Genomic DNA, 21,526 nt, shown 5'->3' on the forward strand with positions numbered 1-21,526 from the left:
TTCCCCTACTTTCTGTCATTGATTAACTAATGTGAATTCTATCACAGAATTAACTGAGTGATTCGATAAAATATTAATAATTTTGTGACGATGATCACATGACATTTGTCACACCAACTCATAAAATTAAAAAAAAGTTGATGCACCGCTATTTCGTCAACTTCCTTTCATAATGTGAAACAATTGTGACGTTAAACTATTAGACTAGAATTCATGATCCTAGTTCCCTCAAGGTCTTCTGGCCTCGTCCATCCAGCATGTGGCGAATCGTCAACACGGGGTGACTCCATAACATACGCGGGCCTGCGTAACGCATAACCTCTTTGATTCTCTCCCGCTGTGATGGCGCATAACAATGAACAGCGCAATTGGCGCAGGTTGATTTATTTTCACCGAACTGACATAGAGACAATCGCCTACTCGCATATTGCTGCAGCTCAAGGCATTCATTGCATAATTCAACCTCAATACTGTGATTAGAGCTTATGGAGTTGTCCAACATCTCTACAATTAACTTCTCTTTATCGGAATACTTATGCTTGCCCTTACAAAAAATAGTAATCATATACAGGACCGTTTCCTTCTCCCTTGTGATTCTCGGCCCTTCCTCGTGATCCTTCTTACTCTCAATCTCCTGAACAGTCCTGCCTCTATGTATATAGTTGTTCAAAGTCTGACCTCCGACTGTTTAGTTTCATTGTTATCTTTCTATCATCGACCCCCATTCTCCAAAAAATACGGTTCATTCAGGATTCAACACCTTACATCTCTACTCTATCTGAGGTTGCTAGAATCAGCTATGACAGGTTGCATAAAACAAATATGCGCAAAAAAACAAGACACCCCCGACAGCAACCAGTGCTATCCCTCTAAGGGAGTGCCTTATTTCTTTAGAACCATCTATAAATTAAACAGCGTTCTCGTCTTATTTGCCAGACGGGATAAAGCCGCTGATATCAACGCCAAGTCCTTGTGCAACTCTCATGCCGTATTCAACATCCCCACGGAAGAAATTGCAGATCGCGCGAAGCTGAGTCTGTTCTGGGGTTTGACTCAAATCGTCCACCAGATTAGAAATCAGGTTGTTCTTCTCTGCATCAGTAAATTTACGATATAATTCCCCCGCTTGCGTGAAATCATCCGTTTTCTCCATTTTCTCGCGGCCGATTTGTCCTGGTTCACATTCATCAATCCATCACGCTGATGATTACGTACCGAAGCATATTGGCAGTTAACCGGAATTTGCAGGTAGTTGGCTCCAAGACGATAACGCTGAGTATCTGGATAAGAGAACAGGCGGCCTTGGAGCAATTTATCCTCTGACAGCTCGATTCCCAGAACAAACGCACTAGGTGAAAATGCAGACTGCTCTACCTCCGCAAAGAAATTGTCCGGATTGCGGTTCAACGTTAGTTTGCTGGAGTACCATTATCCGAGAACACCCAAGTCATCATATGAGTGGATTCTGTGGATAATGACATGAAATCCCAGTAACGCGCAGGTTCCTGAATGTTTGTGTCAGGAGCCGGCTTTAAGGAATGGACCATATCCGGGAACTTGATCGCATCGCGAATAAAAAATACTGGCAAATGGTTGCCTACAAGATCATAATTGCCTTCCTCGGTATAGAATTTCACAGCAAAGCCGCGCGGATCGCAAGCCGTCTCTGGCGATCCCGTTCCATGAATAACCGTTGAGAAACGTACAAACACTGGCGTTTCCTGTCCAGCTTCTTGCAAGAAATTCGCCTTAGTGAATTCACGCATACTGTTCTCAGTTACGAATACACCATGCGCTCCTGCACCAAGGGCATGTACAACTCGCTCTGAAATACGTTCACGGTCAAAATGAGCGAGCTTCTCCAGCAGATGGTAATCCTCCAGCACTGTCGGACCTCTCCGACCAGCCGTTCTCGAGTTTTGATTATCACCTACCGAAGCACCCTGATTCGTCGTCATCCAATGATTCACTATATATCATTCCTTCCGGTTGTTTATCATGCTTTTATGCCTTTTTGCATGAAGGTTAGATGAGGTAATCGTGAAAAATGATGATCCAAAGTGAAGAATACATGAACGATTTATTGAGGGGGGCCAAAGCCGTTCTTATGAAGCAAAGATGTCGATCATGCCTGCGGAAGATGAAAATTCATCTACGTAATTGCAGAAATTGCTGCGGAAATGCAGTTTTTCTCCAACTAGGTCAACATACACGTCATAATTCTTGCAAAAATACATCCTTTTTGTACCCATTCGTTAGTGTTTACGTCAATACAGAGCAAATACCTGCACTTATGCAGGCATTGGGCTCAAGTCAGCCATTTACCGCGAAAATTCCTGCACTTTTGCAACCTTTCTGCTTTTCCACTAAAAAAAGGCCGCCCCTCAGTACAAATCACTGAGAGACGGCTCGTCATTTATTTAATTCCTTCTTGCACTTCTTTCAACATCTCTGGCATGGACAAGAGTCCGCCGCCTGCAAGGTACCAGTAGTTAGGATCAAGGTAAATAATTTTGCCATCTTTATAGGCATTTGTCTTCTTAACCAAATCGTTCTCAACAAGCTTGGAGGCTGGCTCCGCCTTTTCGCCTTCTGTTACAACAGCGTCACGGTCTACAACGAACAGGTAGTCAGGGTTTTTCTCAGCTACATATTCGAAGGACACGCTTTGTCCGTGAGTAGATGCTTCGATATTCTCATCAACTGGAGCGACTCCGAACACATCATGCAGCAGACCAAAACGGGAGCCTGGGCCATAAGCGCTAACCTTGCCGCCAGTTGTCAGAATAACCAGACCTTTTTTGCCGCTTGCAGTTGCTTGCTCATTTACAGCTTTGATGGAATCGTTAATAGCAGCCAGTTCTTTTTCTGCTTCAGCTTCTTTGCCAAAGATTTTACCAAGAGTTGTTACGTTTTCGGTAAATGAACTCATGTAGTTCGCTGTATCTACACCCATGAAGATCGTTGGTGCAATTTTGTTCAATTCCTCGTACGCTTCTGAAGAACGTCCGGAGATGAAGATAACTCCTGGATTCAATGCGTTAAGCTTTTCAAAATCCGGCTCAAACAATGTGCCTGCATTCGTATATTTAGAATCCTTGTATTTGCTCAAATGACCTGGAAGACTATCTTGCGGTACTGCTGCTACTTCTACTCCCAGCTTATCGAGTGTTTCCAGCACACCATAGTCAAATACAACTACGTTGCCAGGATTTTTCTTCAATTTTGCTTCTCCCAGCTTATGCGTTATCGTTAGTTCTTCCTCTTCAGCAGGTGCTGCCGGTTCCGCAGTATTTGAAGATGTAGCAGCATTATTGCTAGTGTTAGCTGCGCCATTATTAGCTTCTTTATTTGCCCCACACGCGGAGAGTACTACTATAAAAATGATAGCCATGAACAACATGGAGATTTTTTTATTCACCTGAATCCACCTCATAGAGTTATTTTAATTAAAATAGACTGCAATTCGATTACCGCCAATTTCTTCGATTGGAATGTCCATATCATAAACTTCCCGAAGCACTCCGGATTCCATAATTTCCTCCACGGTTCCTTCCTTCATCACGACCCCGTTTTTAAGAGCGACGATGTAATCGGAATAACATGAAGCAAAATTGATGTCATGGATAACCAGAACGACTGTCTTGCCAAGCTCATCTGTAAGTCTGCGCAGCACCTTCATAATCTGCACCGAATGCTTCATATCCAGATTGTTCAGCGGCTCGTCCAGAAGCACATATTCCGTGTTCTGAGCAATGACCATCGCGATAAATGCACGCTGCTTCTGACCGCCACTAAGCTCATCCAAATATTTATGCTGCATGGATGCAAGATCCATATATGCGATAGCTTCGTCAATATGCTTATGATCTTCCTTGGTCAATCTGCCCTGAGAATAGGGAAACCGTCCGAAGCTCACAAGATCCTTGACCGTCAGCTTGATATTAATATGATTAGATTGCTTCAAAATGGAAATTTTCTTGGCTAATTCACTGTTCTTCCATTTTCCAATTTCCTGATCCTCGATCAGAATTTCGCCACTGTCCTTAGTGATCAATCGGCTTATCATGGACATCAAGGTACTTTTTCCGGCTCCGTTTGGCCCGATAAATGAAGTGATTTTCCCTTTTGCGATGTCTAAGGATACGTTGTCGATGACCTTTTTTCCGCCGTATTGTTTAGATACTCCTCTTACCTTTACCACGATTTATTCTCCTTTAGCAGTAGATAGATGAAGTACACTCCACCGATAAAGTTGATGATCACGCTAAGCGAAGTGGAAAAGGTAAATACTCTTTCTACGATCAGCTGACCTCCGGTAAGAGCGATAAAGCTGATCAAGGAAGCGCCTAGGATCAACGTTTTATGGCGATAAGTGTTCAAGAACTGATACGCGACATTAGCGACGAGCAAGCCTAGAAAAGTGATTGGTCCAACTAATGCTGTCGAGATCGAAATCAACACGGCAACGACGATCAGCATTCTTTTGACAACAAATTCATAGCTGACCCCCAGATTAACGGCATGGTCCCGGCCCAACGCGAGGACATCCAAATATTTGGCATACTTGGCGAAGTATAGTGTTGACAGCAGAACTCCCACTGTCGCCAGAAGCAATATATCCGAATTCACGTTGTTGAAGCTTGCGAACATTTTATCCTGAATGACCAGAAATTCGTTTGGATCAATCAGCTTTTGGAGGAATGACGACAGGCTGGAGAAAAATGTTCCAAAGATAAGCCCGATCAACAGCAGATGATAGATGTTGCGCCCTTCCCGTCGAAACAACATTCGATACAGCAGAATTGCAAACAGCACCATAAGCCCAACAGCCATCACAAAACGCAGGTTTTTGCTCATCATCGTTAGACTCGTACCACCGATTAAAAAGACGATCACCGTCTGAATCAGCATGTACAGAGAATCCAAACCGATAATGCTTGGCGTCAAAATCCGGTTATTCGTTATTGTCTGGAATACTACCGTAGAAAAAGCAATTGCCGTACCGGTTAACAATATCGCAAACAGCTTTTTGCCTCGCCTTGGCAGTATGTAATCCCATTGTCCCCCCGCATCAATCGTCATAAAGACAATCACCAGCAGAGCAGCTATGCCGACAAGGATACCTATTTTTGCTCTATTGCTCATATGTCTTTCTCCTTAACAGCAAATACAGGAATACACCACTTCCTATGACGCCAACGGTCAGACCGATAGATATTTCATACGGATAAATAATGACCCTTCCCAGAATGTCACAAGCTAGAACGAAGACCGCCCCTAACAATGCGGTGCTCGAAAGGTTCTTCTTCAAGTTGTCACCTTGAAAAATCGTAACTAGGTTAGGAATAATGAGTCCCAAAAAAGGAATCGAACCTACGGTAAGTAGGACAACAGAGGTTACAAGCGCTACGAGAACAAGTCCAACATTCACAACTTGCTTGTAGTTCAGCCCTAGATTGACCGAGAATTCTTCTCCCATTCCGGCTACCGTAAACTTGTTGGCATAGACGTAAGCTAATACAACAAGCGGCACGCTAATATAGAGCAGCTCATAACGCCCTTGCATGATCATGGAGAAATCCCCAAATGTCCATGCAGACATACTTTGAATCAAGTTGTATTTATAAGCAAAAAAAGTAGTTACTGAATTGACGATTCCACCAAACATTAATCCTACAAGTGGAATAAAGATTGTGTCCTTATATTTGACTTTATCCAGTATTTTCATAAAGATAAGCGTCCCGGTCAGTGCAAATACGAAGGCTACTGACATCTTCGTAAGCGGTCCTGCTGCAGAGAATAACAACAAGGCCACCATAATGCCAAAAGTAGCGGAATCCATCGTACCCGCCGTTGTCGGGGACACGAATTTATTCCGGGTGAGCTGCTGCATAATCAAGCCGACTATGCTCATGCTGACTCCGGCAATAATAATGCTGATTAGCCTGGGAATACGGCTAATTCTTATAAACTCCCACTGTTCTCCCGTCAGGCGAAACAGATCAAGTGGTGATATGTCCTTCACACCAATAAACAGAGATAACAGGGATAGTATGATGAGTGATGTAATTAAGTATCTCTTTTTCATTTCTCGTCCTTACTTTCATTCCTCTGGCCAAGAGAAATTTAAAGTTTTTTCGCTGCCGGCAGGACAGACGATTAATAATGATATTCATTATCAATTGAATCAAATTATATCTTCTTTAATTTTAGATTGTCAACCTGTTCACAAAAGAACTTAATTTTAATACCCGAATACTGGGATTTAATGGATCACAAGAAATAAATTACATCGAGAGTGCTTTCTGTTATGAAGCCTTTCCAGGGATGAAACCTTATCAAAGAAGGCATAGTAAGCGTTATATAGCATCAGTTCTTAAATAAGGGAGGACTCAGCAATGGAAGATACACATGAATTTGTGGAAAAAATCCATGACAAGCAGGCCAAGGATCTCAAAAACAAAAAGCATGGTAAAGGAAATCCTGCAGGCCAGCTGCCAAGTAAGCCGCGCAGTACGCAAAAATAGAACCAAGGACAAGAAATAAAATGAGTATGAGGCCCCTTTCAGCCCCATACTCATTCTTTTTTACAGAAGCCATTCACCCTGTGCCACTTTTACGACTTGGCCCCCAACCCGAACATGAATGCCTTTTGAATGGGCTTCCGCCTTTAAATAGAGTAACGAGGGTCTCTTGATTTCATATCCTTGCTCCACTGTTATATCGATCTCATTTGCTCCAAAATACTCATATTTCACTAAGTAAACGGCCAAGCAGCCATTTGAACTCCCTGTCGCGGCATCCTCTGGAATTCCATAATATTCTGCAAAATCCCGCACATTTAAATCATGGGCGGCATGATATGTACCCGTTGAAAATACAAGAACAGCCTTCGCATCAATACCTGCGATCAGTTCATAATATTTATCACTGTTTATCTTGACTCTTTTGGCTGCTTCCAATGAATTTAGAGGAACAATAATGACCGGAAGTCCGGTAGAAACCTCTTGAATCGGAAATCTATCATCTATATTTTCTGGATCAATACTTAAAACCTCAGAAACTATACTTTTATCTAAAATACGACCAAAGACAGGCTCATGCTGCTTCATCCACAGTATTTCTTCCTGATCAGAAAATGAGACCGAAATGGGACCGCCTTTATAATTTAAAATAAGTTCATCGGCAGCTTCCTCTAGTATTTCGTTCTTAATGATATAGGCAGTTCCTAACGTAGGATGGCCCGCAAAAGGAATTTCTTCATTAGGCGTAAAAATACGAACATCATAACCCCCATTGACCGGAGCATTTGACATGATAAAGGTAGTCTCTGAATAATTAATTTCCTTGGCTATTTGCTGCATTTGTTGATCGGTGAGCTCCCCTGCATTTTTAAAAACAGCCAGTGGGTTGCCTGTATACTTCCCCTCCGAAAAAACATCGACAATAAAATAATTCATTTTATCCATCAGTATCTTCCTCCCCATCATTTCCTTTAAGGAAAAACTGCCCCAAAAAGTAGAACTATCTACTCATGGGACAGTCTCTTCTTCTTCAGTACATTACTCCGTTACCCACGGTACTTGTCCGTACCGGAGATGAATTCATTAGGAACGTCCATTCCTCCGGTTTTGTGGTTCTTCACCATGCTGAGACGACCTGAACGGCCTTCTCCTCTACTGCCGCCTGAGCCATTGGGTTGGCCATTGCTCCCACAGCCGCAGCCTCCACCATTTTGGGAATGTTCCTGTTCTTCACGATTGTTACCCATCTCGAGCACCTCCTGAAGACGATTGACCTTCATGGATTCTTTCGGGTCAATGATATCGTTGGTCTTTGAGGAGAATTTTATTCCTTATAGTTTACCGTCTACTCCTTAATCGTTACTGTCACAGGTGACCATTCTCCAATGACGGTCTGTCCATGTACGGACACACTGCCTTCAGGAGTAAGGTCCTTCTCCGTCATAATGCCCAGCGCAATCGTAAAACGATTAAATTTGATCGGAACTCCGCTTTCACGGCGTACTTCTATTCCATTTACATAGAAAACAACTTCATCTGCGCCACGGTTGTACGTAATTTTATAATCATTGAATTCCCGTGCCTTGAAGTCTGTATCTTCCTTGAACACGCAGAAGTACTTCGTCTTGTCACTGTCTGGTACTGCTACACCAGGGAAAGGCAGCACCGCATATACGCTGGCATATTTATCGTTGCCTGCAAAAAAATCAAGCGCAGCGCCCGTAGTGAAATCGAGCAGATTCAACGACACATATCCATCGTACAGGTCTTCGGGAGCTGTATTTTGCGAGCGTGCACGAATTTGCAGTTCAAAGCTGATTTCACCGGATTCCGGTACTTCAACCTCCTCGACAGAATAATACATATGCTTGGCATTATCCAGGATTTGAATTTGATTATTTTGCCGACTAAGCGGCGCACGAACATATAGAATTCCATTGCGTACAATGACTACAGCCTCTGGTTCACGGTACTCCCAGAAGGAACCGTCCGGCAATGGGAACCCGCCCATTTTCCATACTTGTCCTTCATTTAGAATGGTATGAAAATCGCCAAATACTCGTTGTTTATCCATTTATTCTCGTCTCGCTTTCCAGTTGAAATGTACAATCTGTACTATTGAATGATTCCTTGTATGAGCATTGCTGCCATCATCACAACTCCGCAACGAACGGAGGCCTTCTGTGAAGCGCCCATGAGTGGCAAATATGCTACTGCAGGATTCTCCTCCTTAAGCCCCCCATATACTTTGTACACCGGAATTGCTGTAAGTAACGCAAGTAATGCATATACGGGTAAAACCTTAGTCACTACACATATAACAACAAAAGCATAAGCAAGGATCAGCATCATTTTAGAAAAACGCAACGATTTCTTTTCGCCCCAAACGACAACAAGTGATTTTTTACCTGCCTGCTCGTCCGCTTGCCAGTGCAAGAAATGATGATTGAATAACAGCATTGTTGTCAGGATGCCAACCGGCATGGACAGCAGCACCAGGCTAAAGCTGAATTCGCCAGTCTGAACATAGTATGTTCCCATAATCGGCAGCACACCAAAAGACAGCAAAATCGCGATTTCGCTGTAGCCTTTTCCTCTATAGCCGTATCGAATCGGTGGGGCTACATAGAAATATGCAATTGCGCCGCCAAGAACGCAGTATATCATCACAAGCCAGCTACTGAATAAACTAAGAATAACTGCACTCAACACCGCTAAGCCAAGCAGCGACCAGGTGATAGCCGCGTAAGTGCGTTCACTCATAATGCCTCCGGCCAAAAGACCTGAATTGGTTGAGATCATATCGGGATTTTCTTTTGCCGTTACGTCTGCCCCGTTCCGATAATCCCACAAATCATTGATCATATTTGAGAACAGGTGAGCCGAAGCCGCCCCGATCAAAGTAAGAATAAACAATAATGGATGAAATTCTCCCTTCCATACATATGCCCCTATTCCTCCAAGAAATACAGGGACCAGCATGACAGTAATTGCCCAGAACCGGGATGCCTTAATAAATAATGTTAATTTACTCACCGGTCAGTTCACGCCCCAATCTAAAATATAGTGTGTAACAAATGTCACTATCAATTATACATGATGTTTATAAGAGTAGAATGGGAAATTAATAGAATAACAGGTACTGGACTTAAGTCCAGTTAATTCCTTACCCAAAGACCGAAGCTCTAGCCCCTTTTTTATAGTATGCTATTAACAATTAAGTACATAGGAAGGGGATTATTAAGCAAAATGAGCAAAAAATCATGGATCGGGCCTGCTCTCGTTTTACTCGGCGTTTACTTACTATTCTTTCGCAAAGAAGCTCTAACTGCTGGTACATTGTTCGGCCATTTCTGGCCAACCTTATTTATTATTCCGCTCGGCTTGTTCTTTCATTGGTTATACTTCTCCATGACAAATCAAAAAGCTACGGGATTACTCATCCCAGGAGGTATACTGTTTACCGTCGGCCTGGTGTGTCAGCTCTCTATTTTGTTTAACAGCTGGCAGTATCTCTGGCCAGGATTCATTGCTGCTCCGGCAATCGGACTGCTTGAATTATACTGGTTTGGTGGACGCAACAGATGGCTTCTGATCCCTATTAACATTCTGGGTGGAATATCAATTCTTTTCTTTGCCGTATTCTCCCTTGGGTCTCTTTATAACAGATTCATCTTTGGACAGCCCGTTCTTGCAATTGCCCTTATTATCTTTGGTGCAGCATTTATGATGTCGAAACGAAAAAATTAATAAGGTTCATAAATTGCACTTGCAAGCAAATAAGCCCCGACACCACAGCATCGTGGAGTTGGAGGCTTATTTTGGTGGCGCCATTATTTTATGGACGATATATCACATCATAATCTTGTCATAACTACAGCTATAGCCAGAACGGCAATCCGCGCAACATTCGTCATCATGAAGTTCTTAACAGCCAAGGCAAAGGTAAATTGCTTCGTCGGCTGCTCTGTGAATCGCTTTATATTTTTTCTAACCGGAATAATCGTCAGCAAAACTAACAGCAGCAAAATCGGATTCACCTTCATAAATAACAGAACGATCAAATCAAAATAGGCCGCATAATAGAGCAGCTTGAATAAAATAAGTGCTTTCGGTCTGCCGATGTAGACAGGCAAAGTATATCGTTTATTCTCAATATCCTCTTCCAGATCGCAAATATTATTCGCCAGCATAATGTTGGAGATGCCTAAAATAGCAGGGATTGAGACCAGAAAAATGAGCAGCACCTCCACCAGCTGAACCTCTAAAAAAACGGCTCCTCCTTGTAACATAAGGGAGGCAAGCTTCTCTTCGACATGAATGTATGCTGAGGTAAACATAATCACAAACCCCATAAACAACCCGGAAAATATTTCCCCGAGTGGCATTCTGGAAATAGGCAATGGTCCAAACGAGTACAGGATTCCTACAGCAAATGACAGTCCCCCTACTAATAAAACTAATAAATTCGTCTCCGTTACGAGTACAATCCCCGCTGCAATCGCGATAATAAGCAAAGTAAATATGACAGCCAGTACATTTCCAGGCTTCATCTTGTAGCTCACGATAGCATTATGTACCTCATAGCCATAGCCATCTTTTTTCTTTGCTCTAGCATAATCATAGAAATTATTAATAGCAGTAGTAGCCATATCAAAACTTAACAATGAGATCAGCATCAATGCAAAATGATAACCATTAAACTCATGAAACCGAAACAGAGCATAGACCGTTCCAAGCAGGAAGGGTATTATACTAGCAGCTTTAGTCTGAATCTCTACCAATTTAAAAAACTTAGTTATCACCATAATGTGTCCATCATCCTCAATTATTTTTTCCCTAAAAAGAAGATATCTTATTTTTTAAATATTTACTATTTCAAATGTCATTGACAAGCATTTTTCAAACATGTATCCATAAAAAGAGGATATTTATACCATTGCGAAGAAAACTAATAGGCTATAAGTACCTCATCTCCTACATTTTTACTACTATTACGTTTTAGGAGGAACAACAGGATGGCGAAAAAGAGATTTACATCTCTTCGGCTGGCAGCAATGTTTATGTTGGGACTTGCACTGGCGCTATTTTCCGAGTCACATGATGTTAATCTCATTTTCGGTATATCGCTTACCTTTACAAATATAATTTTGCTGCTTTTGGTAAGGGCTTACGGCTTCAAGTACAGTCTGTTTGCTGCACTTCTTGTGTATTCGGCATCTATTTTTGTATGGGACAATCCTTATGCAGTAGCAATTTCTCTGCTAGAGTTTGTCGTCGTAGGTCTATCGTTAAGTTTATTCAAAAAGGATCGCTCGATCATTGTCGACTGGATGTTCTGGCTCATACTCGGTGCCCCAGTCCTATTCCTGCTCTATTCCTCTGCTTATGGTCCACTTTCTGATGAATTATGGTTAATGATTGCTGTACCAACTGTAAACGGATTGTTTAATGTTATGACCGCTGAAATACTGTGGGCATACACACCGGGCCGTCTGCTGCCTCCCAAAGTGGTTAATAAGCGGACGCCTCTATTTTTCTATAAAGTGCTGTATCATATTATTTTCGTATCCGTAACACTTCCGTTTCTATTCTATATCGTGAACAATAGTTGGAGCGCTGTAAGGACATTGTCCGATTATACCTCAAAGTTAACCTTTAGCATGTCACAGCATATTTCACAGGATTTGCAACAGGTATGGGATAGCTATGACAACGATGACAAACTATCGAGCACCCGTTTATCTTCTGAATTACAAAATATCATTCATAATTATGCTACTAATGATCGGATCAACATCCTTTTTACCGACGAGCAAGGTAACATTATTGCAAAAAGCCCGATGACACCAGCACTTACAAAATCATCACAAATTGAGCCATCACCATCCGATCAGCTTATTCATGACGGTTTATATCTGCATGTTCCGTCTTCCAAGAGATCACAAATTCTGTCTAATCAGGAATGGAGCGAAGCTAAATATATATACAAGACAGCGCTCGGAAACAAAGAGGTAAATTTATATATTTTGGTTTCTATGAATTATTTTAAAGATCAATTGTATTGTCAGTATCTTGGCCAATTTCTGTCACTGCTTCTCTTCTTCATTTGTGCCGCCGCGGTAGGTAAATACTTAAATAGCCGCTTACTTCGCGCTCTGAATGAATTGACAGACTTAACAACAAATTTGCCGGATAAGCTGTATAGCGGCATTAGGGTAGAATGGCCAGAAAGCCGGATCACTGAAATCCGTGCTTTGATTCGCAATTTTCGGGCGATGTCGAATACGCTGATTCAAATGTTCCAGGAATCCATTAAAAGCAATCAACTGCTGCAGGAACAGACGTCCCAATTGCAAAAATCAGAGAAAAAGCTGCATCATCTCGCCTATTATGATGAGCTTACTAGATTGCCTAACAGACTGCACTTTACAGAATACATAAAGACATTGAATCTGGATAACCCAGACAATACTCATCCATTTGCGCTCATGTTTGCCGATTTGAACCGCTTCAAACAGGTTAACGACATTTTGGGACATACCGTGGGAGATCGACTTCTGTATAATGTAGCAGAACGCTTCTCATTGATCGTGTCGGAGCAATGCAAGGTATTCCGGATAAGCGGTGACGAATTTCTGTTTATTTTGCATTATGAGGACATTTCAGACGTTCAGCGGATTGCTCAAAATATTTGCGATAGCTTGGAGACCCCATTTGAAATAAACGGGCGCTCTCTGTATATGTCAGTGAGTGTCGGTATCAGTGTATACCCTTATGACGGCAATGAGATGGATCTCATTATGCGAAATGCCGATATCGCGATGTATGTTGCCAAAGAGCAAGGAGACGGCTTCTATCATTTCTACGATAGCATAATAGAGAATCAACGTGCTGAAAGTATGCAGTTGGAGAATGAATTAAAAAGCGCATTACGTGACGGACAATTCACTTTGTACTACCAGCCGAAAATCGATGCTGTTAGTAACGAAGTGATTGGCGCGGAAGCGTTGATTCGCTGGATACATCCCGAATACGGCATCATCTCACCGGCTAAATTTATTCCACTTGCCGAAAATTCAGGAATCATTCTCGATATTGATGAATGGGTGCTTCGCGAGGCCTGTCGCCAGAATAAAGCCTGGCAGGATCAAGGCCTGTATAACTTTCCTGTGGCCGTAAATATTTCAGCCCGTCATTTCTATCAAAGCAATCTCATCCCTATGATTACACGCATACTTGAAGAGACGGGACTTGATCCCTGTTATGTCGTTCTTGAAATTACTGAAGGAACTCTCATTAAAAACGTAAATTATGGTATTCAGATCATGGAGGATATAACGAAAATGGGTATCCGTATTTCAATGGATGATTTCGGGACAGGATACTCCTCGCTTAGTCAGTTAGAGCGGCTTCCGATTAGTGAGATGAAGCTGGACCGCTCCTTTATTGAAGGACTTACAGATGGTTCCCGCAAGTCTTCTCTCGTTCGCGCCGTCATCGAGCTTGGGCATCATATGGAACTGAAGGTTGTTGCCGAAGGCATTGAATCACCGGATGATTTGAAATTTTTAACGGAATTGAAGTGTGATGAATTTCAGGGATATTTCTTCAGCAAGCCCTTGCCTGGCGAGGAGTTCTGTGGATTTATTCGGGATTGGGACAGCAGTTCTGTCATAGATATTTTTGACAGCGAAAAGTAAAACCTGGAACTAAAAAAACTTCCCGTATTAGATCATCAAGTACGGGAAGTTTTTTCTTATTGTTAAACCCCTGTTTTCTTAAGTCTGACTACCTTATTCCGCCCTTCTCCCTAATTCTTTTCATATATGCCAGCCTTACTGTTTCTTTAACTGCTATATCGAGATGCTCCACATCACTACGATCCACCCGTCGTCCTTGCCAGGACTTTACGAATTTCTCAATTTCTGCTGATGCTTTGACCGTATTGCGCGATTCATTAGGAATTCGCAGGATGAATGGAACCTCCTCTTTAAAATCAGTATCCACATATCCATTAATGACAGGCAAACCATATGCTAAATACTCACGAACCTTCAGCGGCGATGCTTCATTCATTCCTCTGCGATACAAGGCAAGTGATCCTAAAGCAACATCAGCCTGCTGCATGAATGGCTCGTATTGGGACTTTGACAGCTTACCGTGAAATTTCATATTTTCGGGAACAGACTTCCTATACTCAGAGAGCGAAATCCCAATGATGTCGAAATGCCAGCCCTTATGCATTCTCGCCATATCAGCGATAGCATCGATTCCATTCCATGATGATCGGGGCTCCCCGATAAATATTAGACGAGGATCTTTGTTATCGGTAGGCGGAGCTGGAGTAAAATCATGAAGTGCTATACTATTGCCTATTACAATTCTGTCCTTCGCCTGTCGTCTGAAATGTTCTGAATCCATAATTTCTGAGCTCACAAATATGAAGCCTGAGGTCGATCTAAGTACCTTCTCACGAGTCATTGTATGGTGAGTATATTTGAATATGTTTCTTCTGCGCATCTCTGTAATATCATTAGCATTAATCTCTAATACAGAAGGAATCTTTCTTAAAAGTTCAGGCAATCGAGAATAGTGCGTCTCAAATCTATGATAAACGACGTCCGGTTTCCATTGATCCACTCGATAGACCAGTTTCCGGAACTCAGAATTCCGCCACATCCCCTTACTATACGGTTGTATGATCAACTGGACTCCTTTTATAGCGTCCTTCCAATCCTGAGGATTCCCTGCCGTGAACAGAAAAAGCCCTACTTCATGTCCCTGCCGCGACCACTCTGTGACCTGACTGACTACTTTTTTAAATACACCACTATCTGGTCCTTCATTCCAATGAATCAGATAAGCAATTCTCATGAGCTCTCCTTCTTTACCATACAATGTTTCTATCCTTCAAATGTGTGATCTCAAATTCATTATTGCGTAGTATTATTATGAATTAAAGGGATTTTATTACTTTCAATAGCGCAAAGCACCCACCTATCGAACCGTATCGAAATATGTCGCATAGGTAAAAAGTCGCTATTACAATCCTTATATTAACATATAATAGAATGTATGGTATCCTACTTTTTCCTTAATTTTAATATTATTAGAGAAAATGACATTAATTCTTTAGTCCATGAGCGGATCAAGATCATAAAGACAAAAAAGGCGCTCACAATCCTAAAGATTGGAGCGCCTACTTCATGTGTATTGATTAAGGAATGTATTGTTGAACGATACGAGTGACTTGACCATTCTCGATCGTCAAATGATAAGGGAAGTCCCTAACATCCAGCAACTCCGTATGCTCAAACAGTTGGGCAAATTTTTGCAAGCTAATATGTTCATTCCAAGAAATATCGATGTCCTCTACATTTCCTGTATGATCATAAATTTGCATCAACACCTCAGCATCATTTGCCAGCGGATATTTCTGTAGCTTCTCATCATCGTTGACGATGTAGTACCCGTCCGGAGGCCCATCAATTCCAGCATCAGGCTCATATTGGGCAAAAGCCTGCTCTGCTTCTTCACCCTCATACCACAATATTGGATCTACCGTAATTTCTCCATTGCCGGCATTTAAGTGAATCTTGTCTATATATGCTGTTATCACTTCATCCTTCTGAACGACTGGTTGAGATTCTGGCTGAGCGGCTCTTGAACTTGGCGTGGCGACTGAAAACATCACAACAATTAGAAGTAGTGGGATTATTACCGTCAGTATTTTTTTCATTACATGTTCCCCGCCTTTCTGAGCTTCAACACTCACCATCAGTTTCACAAAAAAGCACTATACCATTATTATATGCTCACTGATAAAAAAAGGGTCACAAGAAAGTTAAAACCGATTACAAAATTTTATTATTTTATTTTTAAATCTTCATAATTAATTTGATTTAGTGCTTCTAACTTCTGGTAAAGTGTTGGTAGTCTTATTATAACTTAACACTGAAAGCGCATACTTGAACCAAAGGAGAGAGAGTCCAACTATGAACAGCTTCAACTCACAAACAAAAGTTGCCCTGATTACTGGAGCAAGCCGGGGTATCGGAAAAGCAATTGCTCTTGAATTCGCTAAAGCAGGGATGTGCGCTCCTCTCTTGAAGAAGGTCATGAGAAGAACCGCCAGCTTCTCGGCCGACTAGCCTTCCCTCAAGAAATCGCTAAATCCGTACTGTTTCTTACTTCAGATGATGCCAACATCTATACAGGACAAGTTCTTGGCGCAAATGGCGGCAGTGTGATGAACGGCTAGAACAATATTGATTAGTATGAAAAAGCAAGAGCTGCTACGGGATGTCATTTTCCATCCCGTGCAGCCCTTTTCTTCGTTCCAATCATCAGACTCCGGCGAAGCATACATATATTTTCACCTATGAATGCTTTCCATCTATCAGCTTCTCGTCGTCTGATTCAACGAAATACTTCAGTTGAGACAGACTGTTCTCCCAAAAACGATCAAAATAGGAAATCCAGCGCTTTAATTCAAGTAAAGGCTCTGTATCCAGCCGATAACGTGTTTCCCGGCCAACCTTCCGTTCGCGAACTAACCCCGCATCTGCAAGAACTCGAAGATGTTTAGAGACAGCAGTTCTGCTCATCGTAAAATGACCCGTAAGCTCCTTCAAAGGAAGCTCATGATCTCCAAGCAGACTCAATAGCTCCCGCCTGGTCGGATCGGCAACCGCCTGAAAGACATCCTGTTTAAGCGCTTCAGCTGGCATATCAACCTCCGATATACGCGGAGAGCTTACCAACCAGTCCACCCCATCCTTGATCCATGCGCCCACGCACAATCGTATGCGGCTCGCCAAACTCCGTGACCTGATCCTCACTCCATCCCCCATGGATCACTGTAACCTCGGTTTTGCCCTCCTGCTCTACTAATTCAAAGGTCAATGTCCAATCCTTTCCCCAGTTGAAAGAAAGCCGATTAGGTGGATCAACCAGCGTCACCTTGCAAGGAGATTGGCCAAATGGACCCGCCTGGATAACAAATTCATGTCCTTCCACAGGCTTTACATCATTGGGCATGAACCATGCAGATAATCCTTCCGAGGTTGAAACAGCATTCCACACCTTAGTGACTGGCGCATTGATTATAATAGAATGACGAATATCCGGTAATGTTCCCATAACTTATTAGCAGCTCCTCTCATTTATGAAACCAAAAGGTTTCTGATTAGATTATATGAAACCTTTTGGTTTCATGTCAAACTGTAAAAAAACCATACCCTCCTCATAGAGTGTGGATATGGCTCTTGTTTCATTCTATTCAATTACAGTTTTATTCTTTGACGATAATCTCGTACAGTCTTGCCGTCTTCGATGCCGGCAGAACCACTTCCAGTTCACCCAAGGCAGCAGTCCATGTATAATCGCAAGCAAAGTTCTGAGGATAAGCGCATTGAATGTCTAACGTCTTTCCTTTAAGGAATTGTAGCGGCAGCATCTTCCGAGCGGACCTGCCATCGTTCTCTGGAATGCTATCCTTGACCCGCCACACGGCCAAATAAATATGATCTTCCTTACGCAATCCAAGACTGACCCAATCGTTCTGTGCGGTCGGCAGACCGAGCGGCCAGAATGGCAGCGCTTCGGGAATATCGGTGCGAATTTTTTTGTAATAATCCAACGCTTCCTTAACAAGCTCTCTGCGACGAGGGCTCAGCTCCGCCAAATGACCACTCTGATGAACGCGAAGCAATAGCGCATTCACCATATTGAAAACCACTTCCTCGTCATCTCCTTCACGAAGCGGATATGACCACACTGCCGATTGCTCAGGTGTAAGGGCTGATGGTGAAGCAGCAGCAATTGCCGCATAGTTCGCGTAGTTCTCCTGATCGCTGGTAGACTGGATGCTATGGCGGCTAAGCATCGCATAATCCATACGCATACCCCCGCTAGAGCAGTTCTCGATGACAAGATCAGGATAACGGTCAAAGATCGAATCCAGCCAGTTCAGATAAGCGCGATTATGCTGTAACAGACCATCTCCGCAGCTATCAGCGTCCGTCTCTGTTCCGATTCCTGCATTGATGTTGTAATCCATTTTAATGTAACCCACTCCATAATCCTCAACCAGACGCCGAATGACCTCGTTTGCGTGAGCCACAACCTTTGGATTACGATAGTCGAGCTGATAACGGCTGCGGTCCTTCACTCTTTTACCATGCCGCATAAAGAACCAGCTATCATCGGTCTCCACCAGCTTAGGACTGTTAATGCCCATCACTTCAAGCTCCAGCCACAGACCCGGAACCATTCCTTTGCTACGAATATAGTCCAGCACATACTTAATTCCTTCTGGGAAACGTTCCTCAGATGGCAGCCATTCTCCTACTCCATCCCACCACTCGCCTGCGGCATACCAGCCAGCATCAATACAGAAGTACTCACTACCTACCTCTGCAGCCGCATCAATAAGCGGCAGTAATTTTTTTGTGGTAGGTTTGCCCCAAAGACAGTTCATGTAGTCGTTAAAAATGACTTTCAATGTCCGGTTATCCTCATTAGGACGACGAATCTTGCGGCGATACTTAGTAAGCTGTCCTATAGCCTCCTGATAGTCACCGACTACAGAGCCTACTGCAACTGGCACACTAACGAATTCTTCTCCTGGCTCAAGCCGTGTCCACCAATGGTTATCATGCTCATTAGGCCCGCTGATCAGCAAGGTTAACAAATCACTTTGATCCACGATCTCCCAGTGCCATGAACCATTATGTTCAATTTGCCAGAATAAAGTACTGTTATCGTCACCATTTTCCAGTATCGCCATTGGAATATGTTCAGCAGCAGACCATGAACCGGTATTACTGCAATAAATCCGCTTGGACGTGCGGTCAATCAGATGGGACATACCGAGCTCAGGCAAATAATATGATCTCCATTGAAGCTCGCTTTGCCATCCCGTATGAGGAATATAGAGCTTCATCTTGTCTCCACGATCCTGTGAGCCTTCTTTATCAAGACCAGTCAAGGCGAATGAAGAGACATATTCCACTCCAAGCGGTTTGGGTCCCTGATTATTTAACACTACCCAGGAACGAACGGTCTGAATGCCATCATAGAACTGGAAATGCTGTACTGTCTTTAACGAAGTCATAGGATCGACCATGCCGATTTCAAGCTTCCGGCCGTAAGTATTTCGATAATCCACATGCCCGTCATATTGCATTCTCAGACCAGGATAAGTTGCTCTGTGTGTTCTTCCATGATACTCATCCCGATCTTCTCCAGTAAGCTGCAGCTCCATAAGTCGAAAGCTTCGTTTTTGCCCAGCTTGCACATTGTTCGAGGCAAAAGGTCGAGCCCCAAAATGCAGCAGCAGTACTTCCTCTTCCTGTGTAACCTCTAAAATAAGATGCATTTTATTTTCGTGGATTTCTATGATTTGGGACATTTATTATAACACCTTCCCTCACGTGGTTGTTTAATAATTGTTTATTAAAAATGTCCTTAAAACAACCTAACTCAGCACCGCCTGGTGCTGAGTTAGGTTGTTTTATCGCTCAGAAAGTATTATTGAGCTGAACCCAGTTGAACCCACGCTTTCTGAATTTCATCTACGACTTGGTCCTTGGATTGATTGCCGCCGATGTAAGATTGCATAATTTCACCGAATTTTTGATGGAAGGTATCAAGTGAATAGTTAACCGAAAGATCGCCCGATGGTTCTGCCTTCAAGATTTCTTCCATTTGTTTGGGCATGTCCAGTTCTGGAAGCGGAGCATCTTTGATTGGCGGAATAACTTTTGCTACGCTGGAGAACCAGTTCTTGCCGTAATCTGAAGTATAGAGCCAGTTAAAGAATTCAACCGTTTCCTTCACGGCTTTAGAATCTTTGTTAATCCGAAGCGCTTGGTCAGCACCCGTGATGATTGTAGCTTGTTCAGCCTTGTCGCTGACAGGGTAACCTGCGATGCCGATTTGAATATCTGGATTAATCTTCTTGATCGCTTCTTCATCCCAAGCACCTTTACCTGTCATAAATGCTGCCTTACCAGAAGCAAAGTCACTAACTCCTGCATTGCTGTCGCGTTCCAGTGGTTTATCTGTGCCATGCTTAACTGTTGTATCAATAAATTCGAAGAAATTGTTATAGAGCACCGGATAATCTTTGAATTGTGCTTCACCTGCGATAAATTTATCTACCAGCACTTTAGGAGTCACGCCAGCATCTTGTGCAGCTGCATCAACGAAATGTTGGAATACGTGTTTCCATACCCACCATTCTTTATACGCATTGGCGAATGGCCTAATTCCTTTCGCTTCCAGCTTGGCTACAGCATCCTGCAATTCAGCCGTTGTTTTGGGTACAGCTGTAATTCCTGCCTCTTCAAGCAATGCCTTATTATAAATGAGTACGAAAAGGTTGCCTTTTACCGGGAGACCCAATACCTTACCATCTGTAGAGGACATGTTCGAACGTACGGCATCCGTCATTGCTGCAGCGAGCGGTTCATTGGTCAAATCCGCGCTGTATTCTGCAAAGGTGTCAATATCTCCACCTGCTGTCGTTTGAAATACGTCCGGTGTACTGCCTGCAGCGATTCTCGATTTCAAAACGGTGTTATAATCCGCCTGCATAATTTCCAGGTTAATCGTTACGTTAGGCTTCACTTTTTTGTATTCTTCGATATAAGCGTTAAAAGCATCTGTGTACTCCGGGGAAGCAGTGAACATGTTGATCGTTACCGGCTTGGAATCGTCAGCAGTTGCATTTCCGTTGCCTGAGCCGTTAGCCGCTCCATTATTGGCCGCATTGTTGCCTCCGCAAGCGGACAATAACCCCATAATCAACACCAAACTGAAAGACAAGGCTAAAATTTTCTTCTTCATCAATGTACCCCCACCTTCTGTTATGATCTTTGTTATAGATATTGATAAGAAGCAGTACCTCTTGGCCTTATTCTAATGAAAACGCTTCACTATAAAAATGTAGATAAGTGATGTATTTAGGGTAAAAAAGTGGCGTGATCCCC

General features: G+C 42.8%; 20 protein-coding genes and 2 pseudogenes. 5 read left to right on the forward strand and 17 right to left on the reverse strand.

Going from position 1 to position 21,526, the window contains the following annotated elements:
- Positions 1-211 precede the first annotated feature (211 nt).
- The 6 genes and pseudogenes from BLS49_RS12340 to BLS49_RS12365 all read right to left on the reverse strand — a co-directional run bounded on the left by BLS49_RS12340 (position 212) and on the right by BLS49_RS12365 (position 6,091).
- A complete protein-coding gene (locus BLS49_RS12340) occupies positions 212-670 on the reverse strand; it encodes a nitrous oxide-stimulated promoter family protein (protein ID WP_281243739.1) in 459 nt (152 codons plus the stop codon).
- 255 nt (positions 671-925) lie between these two features.
- A pseudogene (locus BLS49_RS12345) lies at positions 926-1,958 on the reverse strand (catalase).
- A gap of 458 nt (positions 1,959-2,416) precedes the next feature.
- Complete coding sequence (locus BLS49_RS12350) at positions 2,417-3,436, reverse strand: siderophore ABC transporter substrate-binding protein (RefSeq protein ID WP_175471398.1); 1,020 nt, start codon at positions 3,434-3,436, stop codon at positions 2,417-2,419.
- Positions 3,437-3,445: 9 nt separating this feature from the next.
- The gene (locus BLS49_RS12355) at positions 3,446-4,204 is read right to left on the reverse strand and encodes an iron ABC transporter ATP-binding protein (protein WP_091230545.1); all 759 of its coding nucleotides are present in this window, start codon (positions 4,202-4,204) and stop codon (positions 3,446-3,448) included.
- Entirely contained in the window at positions 4,198-5,148 is a 951-nt protein-coding gene (locus BLS49_RS12360; RefSeq protein WP_091230548.1) for an iron chelate uptake ABC transporter family permease subunit, read from the reverse strand. The genes BLS49_RS12355 and BLS49_RS12360 overlap by 7 nt, the downstream gene beginning before the upstream one ends.
- Complete coding sequence (locus BLS49_RS12365; protein WP_091230552.1) at positions 5,138-6,091, reverse strand: ABC transporter permease; 954 nt, start codon at positions 6,089-6,091, stop codon at positions 5,138-5,140. The genes BLS49_RS12360 and BLS49_RS12365 overlap by 11 nt, the downstream gene beginning before the upstream one ends.
- A gap of 310 nt (positions 6,092-6,401) precedes the next feature.
- Between BLS49_RS12365 and BLS49_RS12370 the strand changes: the two genes are divergently transcribed.
- On the forward strand, positions 6,402-6,530 hold the full coding sequence (locus BLS49_RS12370) for a DUF4023 domain-containing protein (protein ID WP_091230555.1): 129 nt from the start codon (positions 6,402-6,404) through the stop codon (positions 6,528-6,530).
- 60 nt (positions 6,531-6,590) lie between these two features.
- Here BLS49_RS12370 and BLS49_RS12375 read toward each other — a convergent pair whose 3' ends face one another.
- The 4 genes from BLS49_RS12375 to BLS49_RS12390 form a co-directional block, all read right to left on the reverse strand.
- Entirely contained in the window at positions 6,591-7,472 is an 882-nt protein-coding gene (locus tag BLS49_RS12375) for a PhzF family phenazine biosynthesis protein (RefSeq protein WP_091230559.1), read from the reverse strand.
- 101 nt (positions 7,473-7,573) lie between these two features.
- Positions 7,574-7,774, reverse strand: a complete 201-nt coding sequence (locus BLS49_RS12380) for a hypothetical protein (protein ID WP_091230562.1) — start codon at positions 7,772-7,774, stop codon at positions 7,574-7,576.
- Positions 7,775-7,872: 98 nt separating this feature from the next.
- Complete coding sequence (locus tag BLS49_RS12385) at positions 7,873-8,601, reverse strand: DUF6081 family protein (protein ID WP_091230565.1); 729 nt, start codon at positions 8,599-8,601, stop codon at positions 7,873-7,875.
- Between the two features lie 41 nt (positions 8,602-8,642).
- On the reverse strand, positions 8,643-9,563 hold the full coding sequence (locus tag BLS49_RS12390) for a prenyltransferase (RefSeq protein WP_091230568.1): 921 nt from the start codon (positions 9,561-9,563) through the stop codon (positions 8,643-8,645).
- A 213-nt stretch (positions 9,564-9,776) separates the two neighbouring features.
- Here BLS49_RS12390 and BLS49_RS12395 point away from each other — a divergent pair, with 213 nt between their 5' ends.
- Positions 9,777-10,277, forward strand: a complete 501-nt coding sequence (locus tag BLS49_RS12395) for a hypothetical protein (protein ID WP_091230571.1) — start codon at positions 9,777-9,779, stop codon at positions 10,275-10,277.
- 107 nt (positions 10,278-10,384) lie between these two features.
- On the opposite strand, the gene BLS49_RS12400 is transcribed toward BLS49_RS12395, so the two are convergent.
- Positions 10,385-11,335: a 1,4-dihydroxy-2-naphthoate polyprenyltransferase gene (locus BLS49_RS12400; protein ID WP_091230575.1), complete on the reverse strand. Its 951-nt coding sequence runs from the start codon at positions 11,333-11,335 to the stop codon at positions 10,385-10,387.
- 210 nt (positions 11,336-11,545) lie between these two features.
- On the opposite strand from BLS49_RS12400, the gene BLS49_RS12405 reads away from it, so the two are divergent.
- On the forward strand, positions 11,546-14,230 hold the full coding sequence (locus BLS49_RS12405) for a putative bifunctional diguanylate cyclase/phosphodiesterase (protein ID WP_091230577.1): 2,685 nt from the start codon (positions 11,546-11,548) through the stop codon (positions 14,228-14,230).
- A gap of 88 nt (positions 14,231-14,318) precedes the next feature.
- Here BLS49_RS12405 and BLS49_RS12410 read toward each other — a convergent pair whose 3' ends face one another.
- Both BLS49_RS12410 and BLS49_RS12415 read right to left on the reverse strand, forming a co-directional pair.
- Positions 14,319-15,404, reverse strand: coding sequence for a glycosyltransferase family 4 protein (locus BLS49_RS12410; RefSeq protein WP_139173134.1), 1,086 nt, complete (start codon positions 15,402-15,404; stop codon positions 14,319-14,321).
- Between the two features lie 343 nt (positions 15,405-15,747).
- Entirely contained in the window at positions 15,748-16,269 is a 522-nt protein-coding gene (locus BLS49_RS12415; protein WP_091230579.1) for a hypothetical protein, read from the reverse strand.
- 256 nt (positions 16,270-16,525) lie between these two features.
- Between BLS49_RS12415 and BLS49_RS25625 the strand changes: the two are divergent.
- Together BLS49_RS25625 and BLS49_RS12420 are read left to right on the forward strand one after the other, a co-directional pair.
- A pseudogene (locus tag BLS49_RS25625) lies at positions 16,526-16,621 on the forward strand (SDR family NAD(P)-dependent oxidoreductase); the annotation flags it as partial.
- 2 nt (positions 16,622-16,623) lie between these two features.
- The gene (locus BLS49_RS12420; protein ID WP_245742367.1) at positions 16,624-16,791 is read left to right on the forward strand and encodes an SDR family oxidoreductase; all 168 of its coding nucleotides are present in this window, start codon (positions 16,624-16,626) and stop codon (positions 16,789-16,791) included.
- Positions 16,792-16,909: 118 nt separating this feature from the next.
- Here BLS49_RS12420 and BLS49_RS12425 read toward each other — a convergent pair whose 3' ends face one another.
- The 4 genes from BLS49_RS12425 to BLS49_RS12440 all read right to left on the reverse strand — a co-directional run bounded on the left by BLS49_RS12425 (position 16,910) and on the right by BLS49_RS12440 (position 21,383).
- Positions 16,910-17,260 (reverse strand): ArsR/SmtB family transcription factor, encoded by a 351-nt coding sequence (locus BLS49_RS12425; protein WP_091230581.1) that lies wholly within the window; start codon positions 17,258-17,260, stop codon positions 16,910-16,912.
- 1 nt (position 17,261) lies between these two features.
- Positions 17,262-17,672, reverse strand: coding sequence for an SRPBCC family protein (locus tag BLS49_RS12430; RefSeq protein ID WP_091230584.1), 411 nt, complete (start codon positions 17,670-17,672; stop codon positions 17,262-17,264).
- Positions 17,673-17,823: 151 nt separating this feature from the next.
- On the reverse strand, positions 17,824-19,944 hold the full coding sequence (locus tag BLS49_RS12435) for a glycoside hydrolase family 36 protein (RefSeq protein ID WP_091230587.1): 2,121 nt from the start codon (positions 19,942-19,944) through the stop codon (positions 17,824-17,826).
- Positions 19,945-20,063: 119 nt separating this feature from the next.
- Positions 20,064-21,383: an ABC transporter substrate-binding protein gene (locus BLS49_RS12440; protein ID WP_091230590.1), complete on the reverse strand. Its 1,320-nt coding sequence runs from the start codon at positions 21,381-21,383 to the stop codon at positions 20,064-20,066.
- Between the last annotated feature and the right edge of the window lie 143 nt (positions 21,384-21,526).

This window comes from Fontibacillus panacisegetis, assembly GCF_900102215.1.
Classification (GTDB): domain Bacteria; phylum Bacillota; class Bacilli; order Paenibacillales; family Paenibacillaceae; genus Fontibacillus; species Fontibacillus panacisegetis.

Bases quoted from the DNA above. Each gene is read 5' to 3' on its own strand.
- BLS49_RS12440 (WP_091230590.1), bottom strand. From the start codon at position 21,383: ATGAAGAAGAAAATTTTAGCCTTGTCTTTCAGTTTGGTGTTGATTATG.
- BLS49_RS12430 (WP_091230584.1), bottom strand. From the start codon at position 17,672: ATGGGAACATTACCGGATATTCGTCATTCTATTATAATCAATGCGCCA.
- BLS49_RS12385 (WP_091230565.1), bottom strand. From the start codon at position 8,601: ATGGATAAACAACGAGTATTTGGCGATTTTCATACCATTCTAAATGAA.
- BLS49_RS12425 (WP_091230581.1), bottom strand. From the start codon at position 17,260: ATGCCAGCTGAAGCGCTTAAACAGGATGTCTTTCAGGCGGTTGCCGAT.
- BLS49_RS12400 (WP_091230575.1), bottom strand. From the start codon at position 11,335: ATGGTGATAACTAAGTTTTTTAAATTGGTAGAGATTCAGACTAAAGCT.
- BLS49_RS12405 (WP_091230577.1), top strand. From the start codon at position 11,546: ATGGCGAAAAAGAGATTTACATCTCTTCGGCTGGCAGCAATGTTTATG.
- BLS49_RS12375 (WP_091230559.1), bottom strand. From the start codon at position 7,472: ATGGATAAAATGAATTATTTTATTGTCGATGTTTTTTCGGAGGGGAAG.
- BLS49_RS12415 (WP_091230579.1), bottom strand. From the start codon at position 16,269: ATGAAAAAAATACTGACGGTAATAATCCCACTACTTCTAATTGTTGTG.
- BLS49_RS12370 (WP_091230555.1), top strand. From the start codon at position 6,402: ATGGAAGATACACATGAATTTGTGGAAAAAATCCATGACAAGCAGGCC.
- BLS49_RS12395 (WP_091230571.1), top strand. From the start codon at position 9,777: ATGAGCAAAAAATCATGGATCGGGCCTGCTCTCGTTTTACTCGGCGTT.
- BLS49_RS12435 (WP_091230587.1), bottom strand. From the start codon at position 19,944: ATGTCCCAAATCATAGAAATCCACGAAAATAAAATGCATCTTATTTTA.
- BLS49_RS12350 (WP_175471398.1), bottom strand. From the start codon at position 3,436: ATGAGGTGGATTCAGGTGAATAAAAAAATCTCCATGTTGTTCATGGCT.
- BLS49_RS12410 (WP_139173134.1), bottom strand. From the start codon at position 15,404: ATGAGAATTGCTTATCTGATTCATTGGAATGAAGGACCAGATAGTGGT.
- BLS49_RS12365 (WP_091230552.1), bottom strand. From the start codon at position 6,091: ATGAAAAAGAGATACTTAATTACATCACTCATCATACTATCCCTGTTA.
- BLS49_RS12380 (WP_091230562.1), bottom strand. From the start codon at position 7,774: ATGGGTAACAATCGTGAAGAACAGGAACATTCCCAAAATGGTGGAGGC.
- BLS49_RS12360 (WP_091230548.1), bottom strand. From the start codon at position 5,148: ATGAGCAATAGAGCAAAAATAGGTATCCTTGTCGGCATAGCTGCTCTG.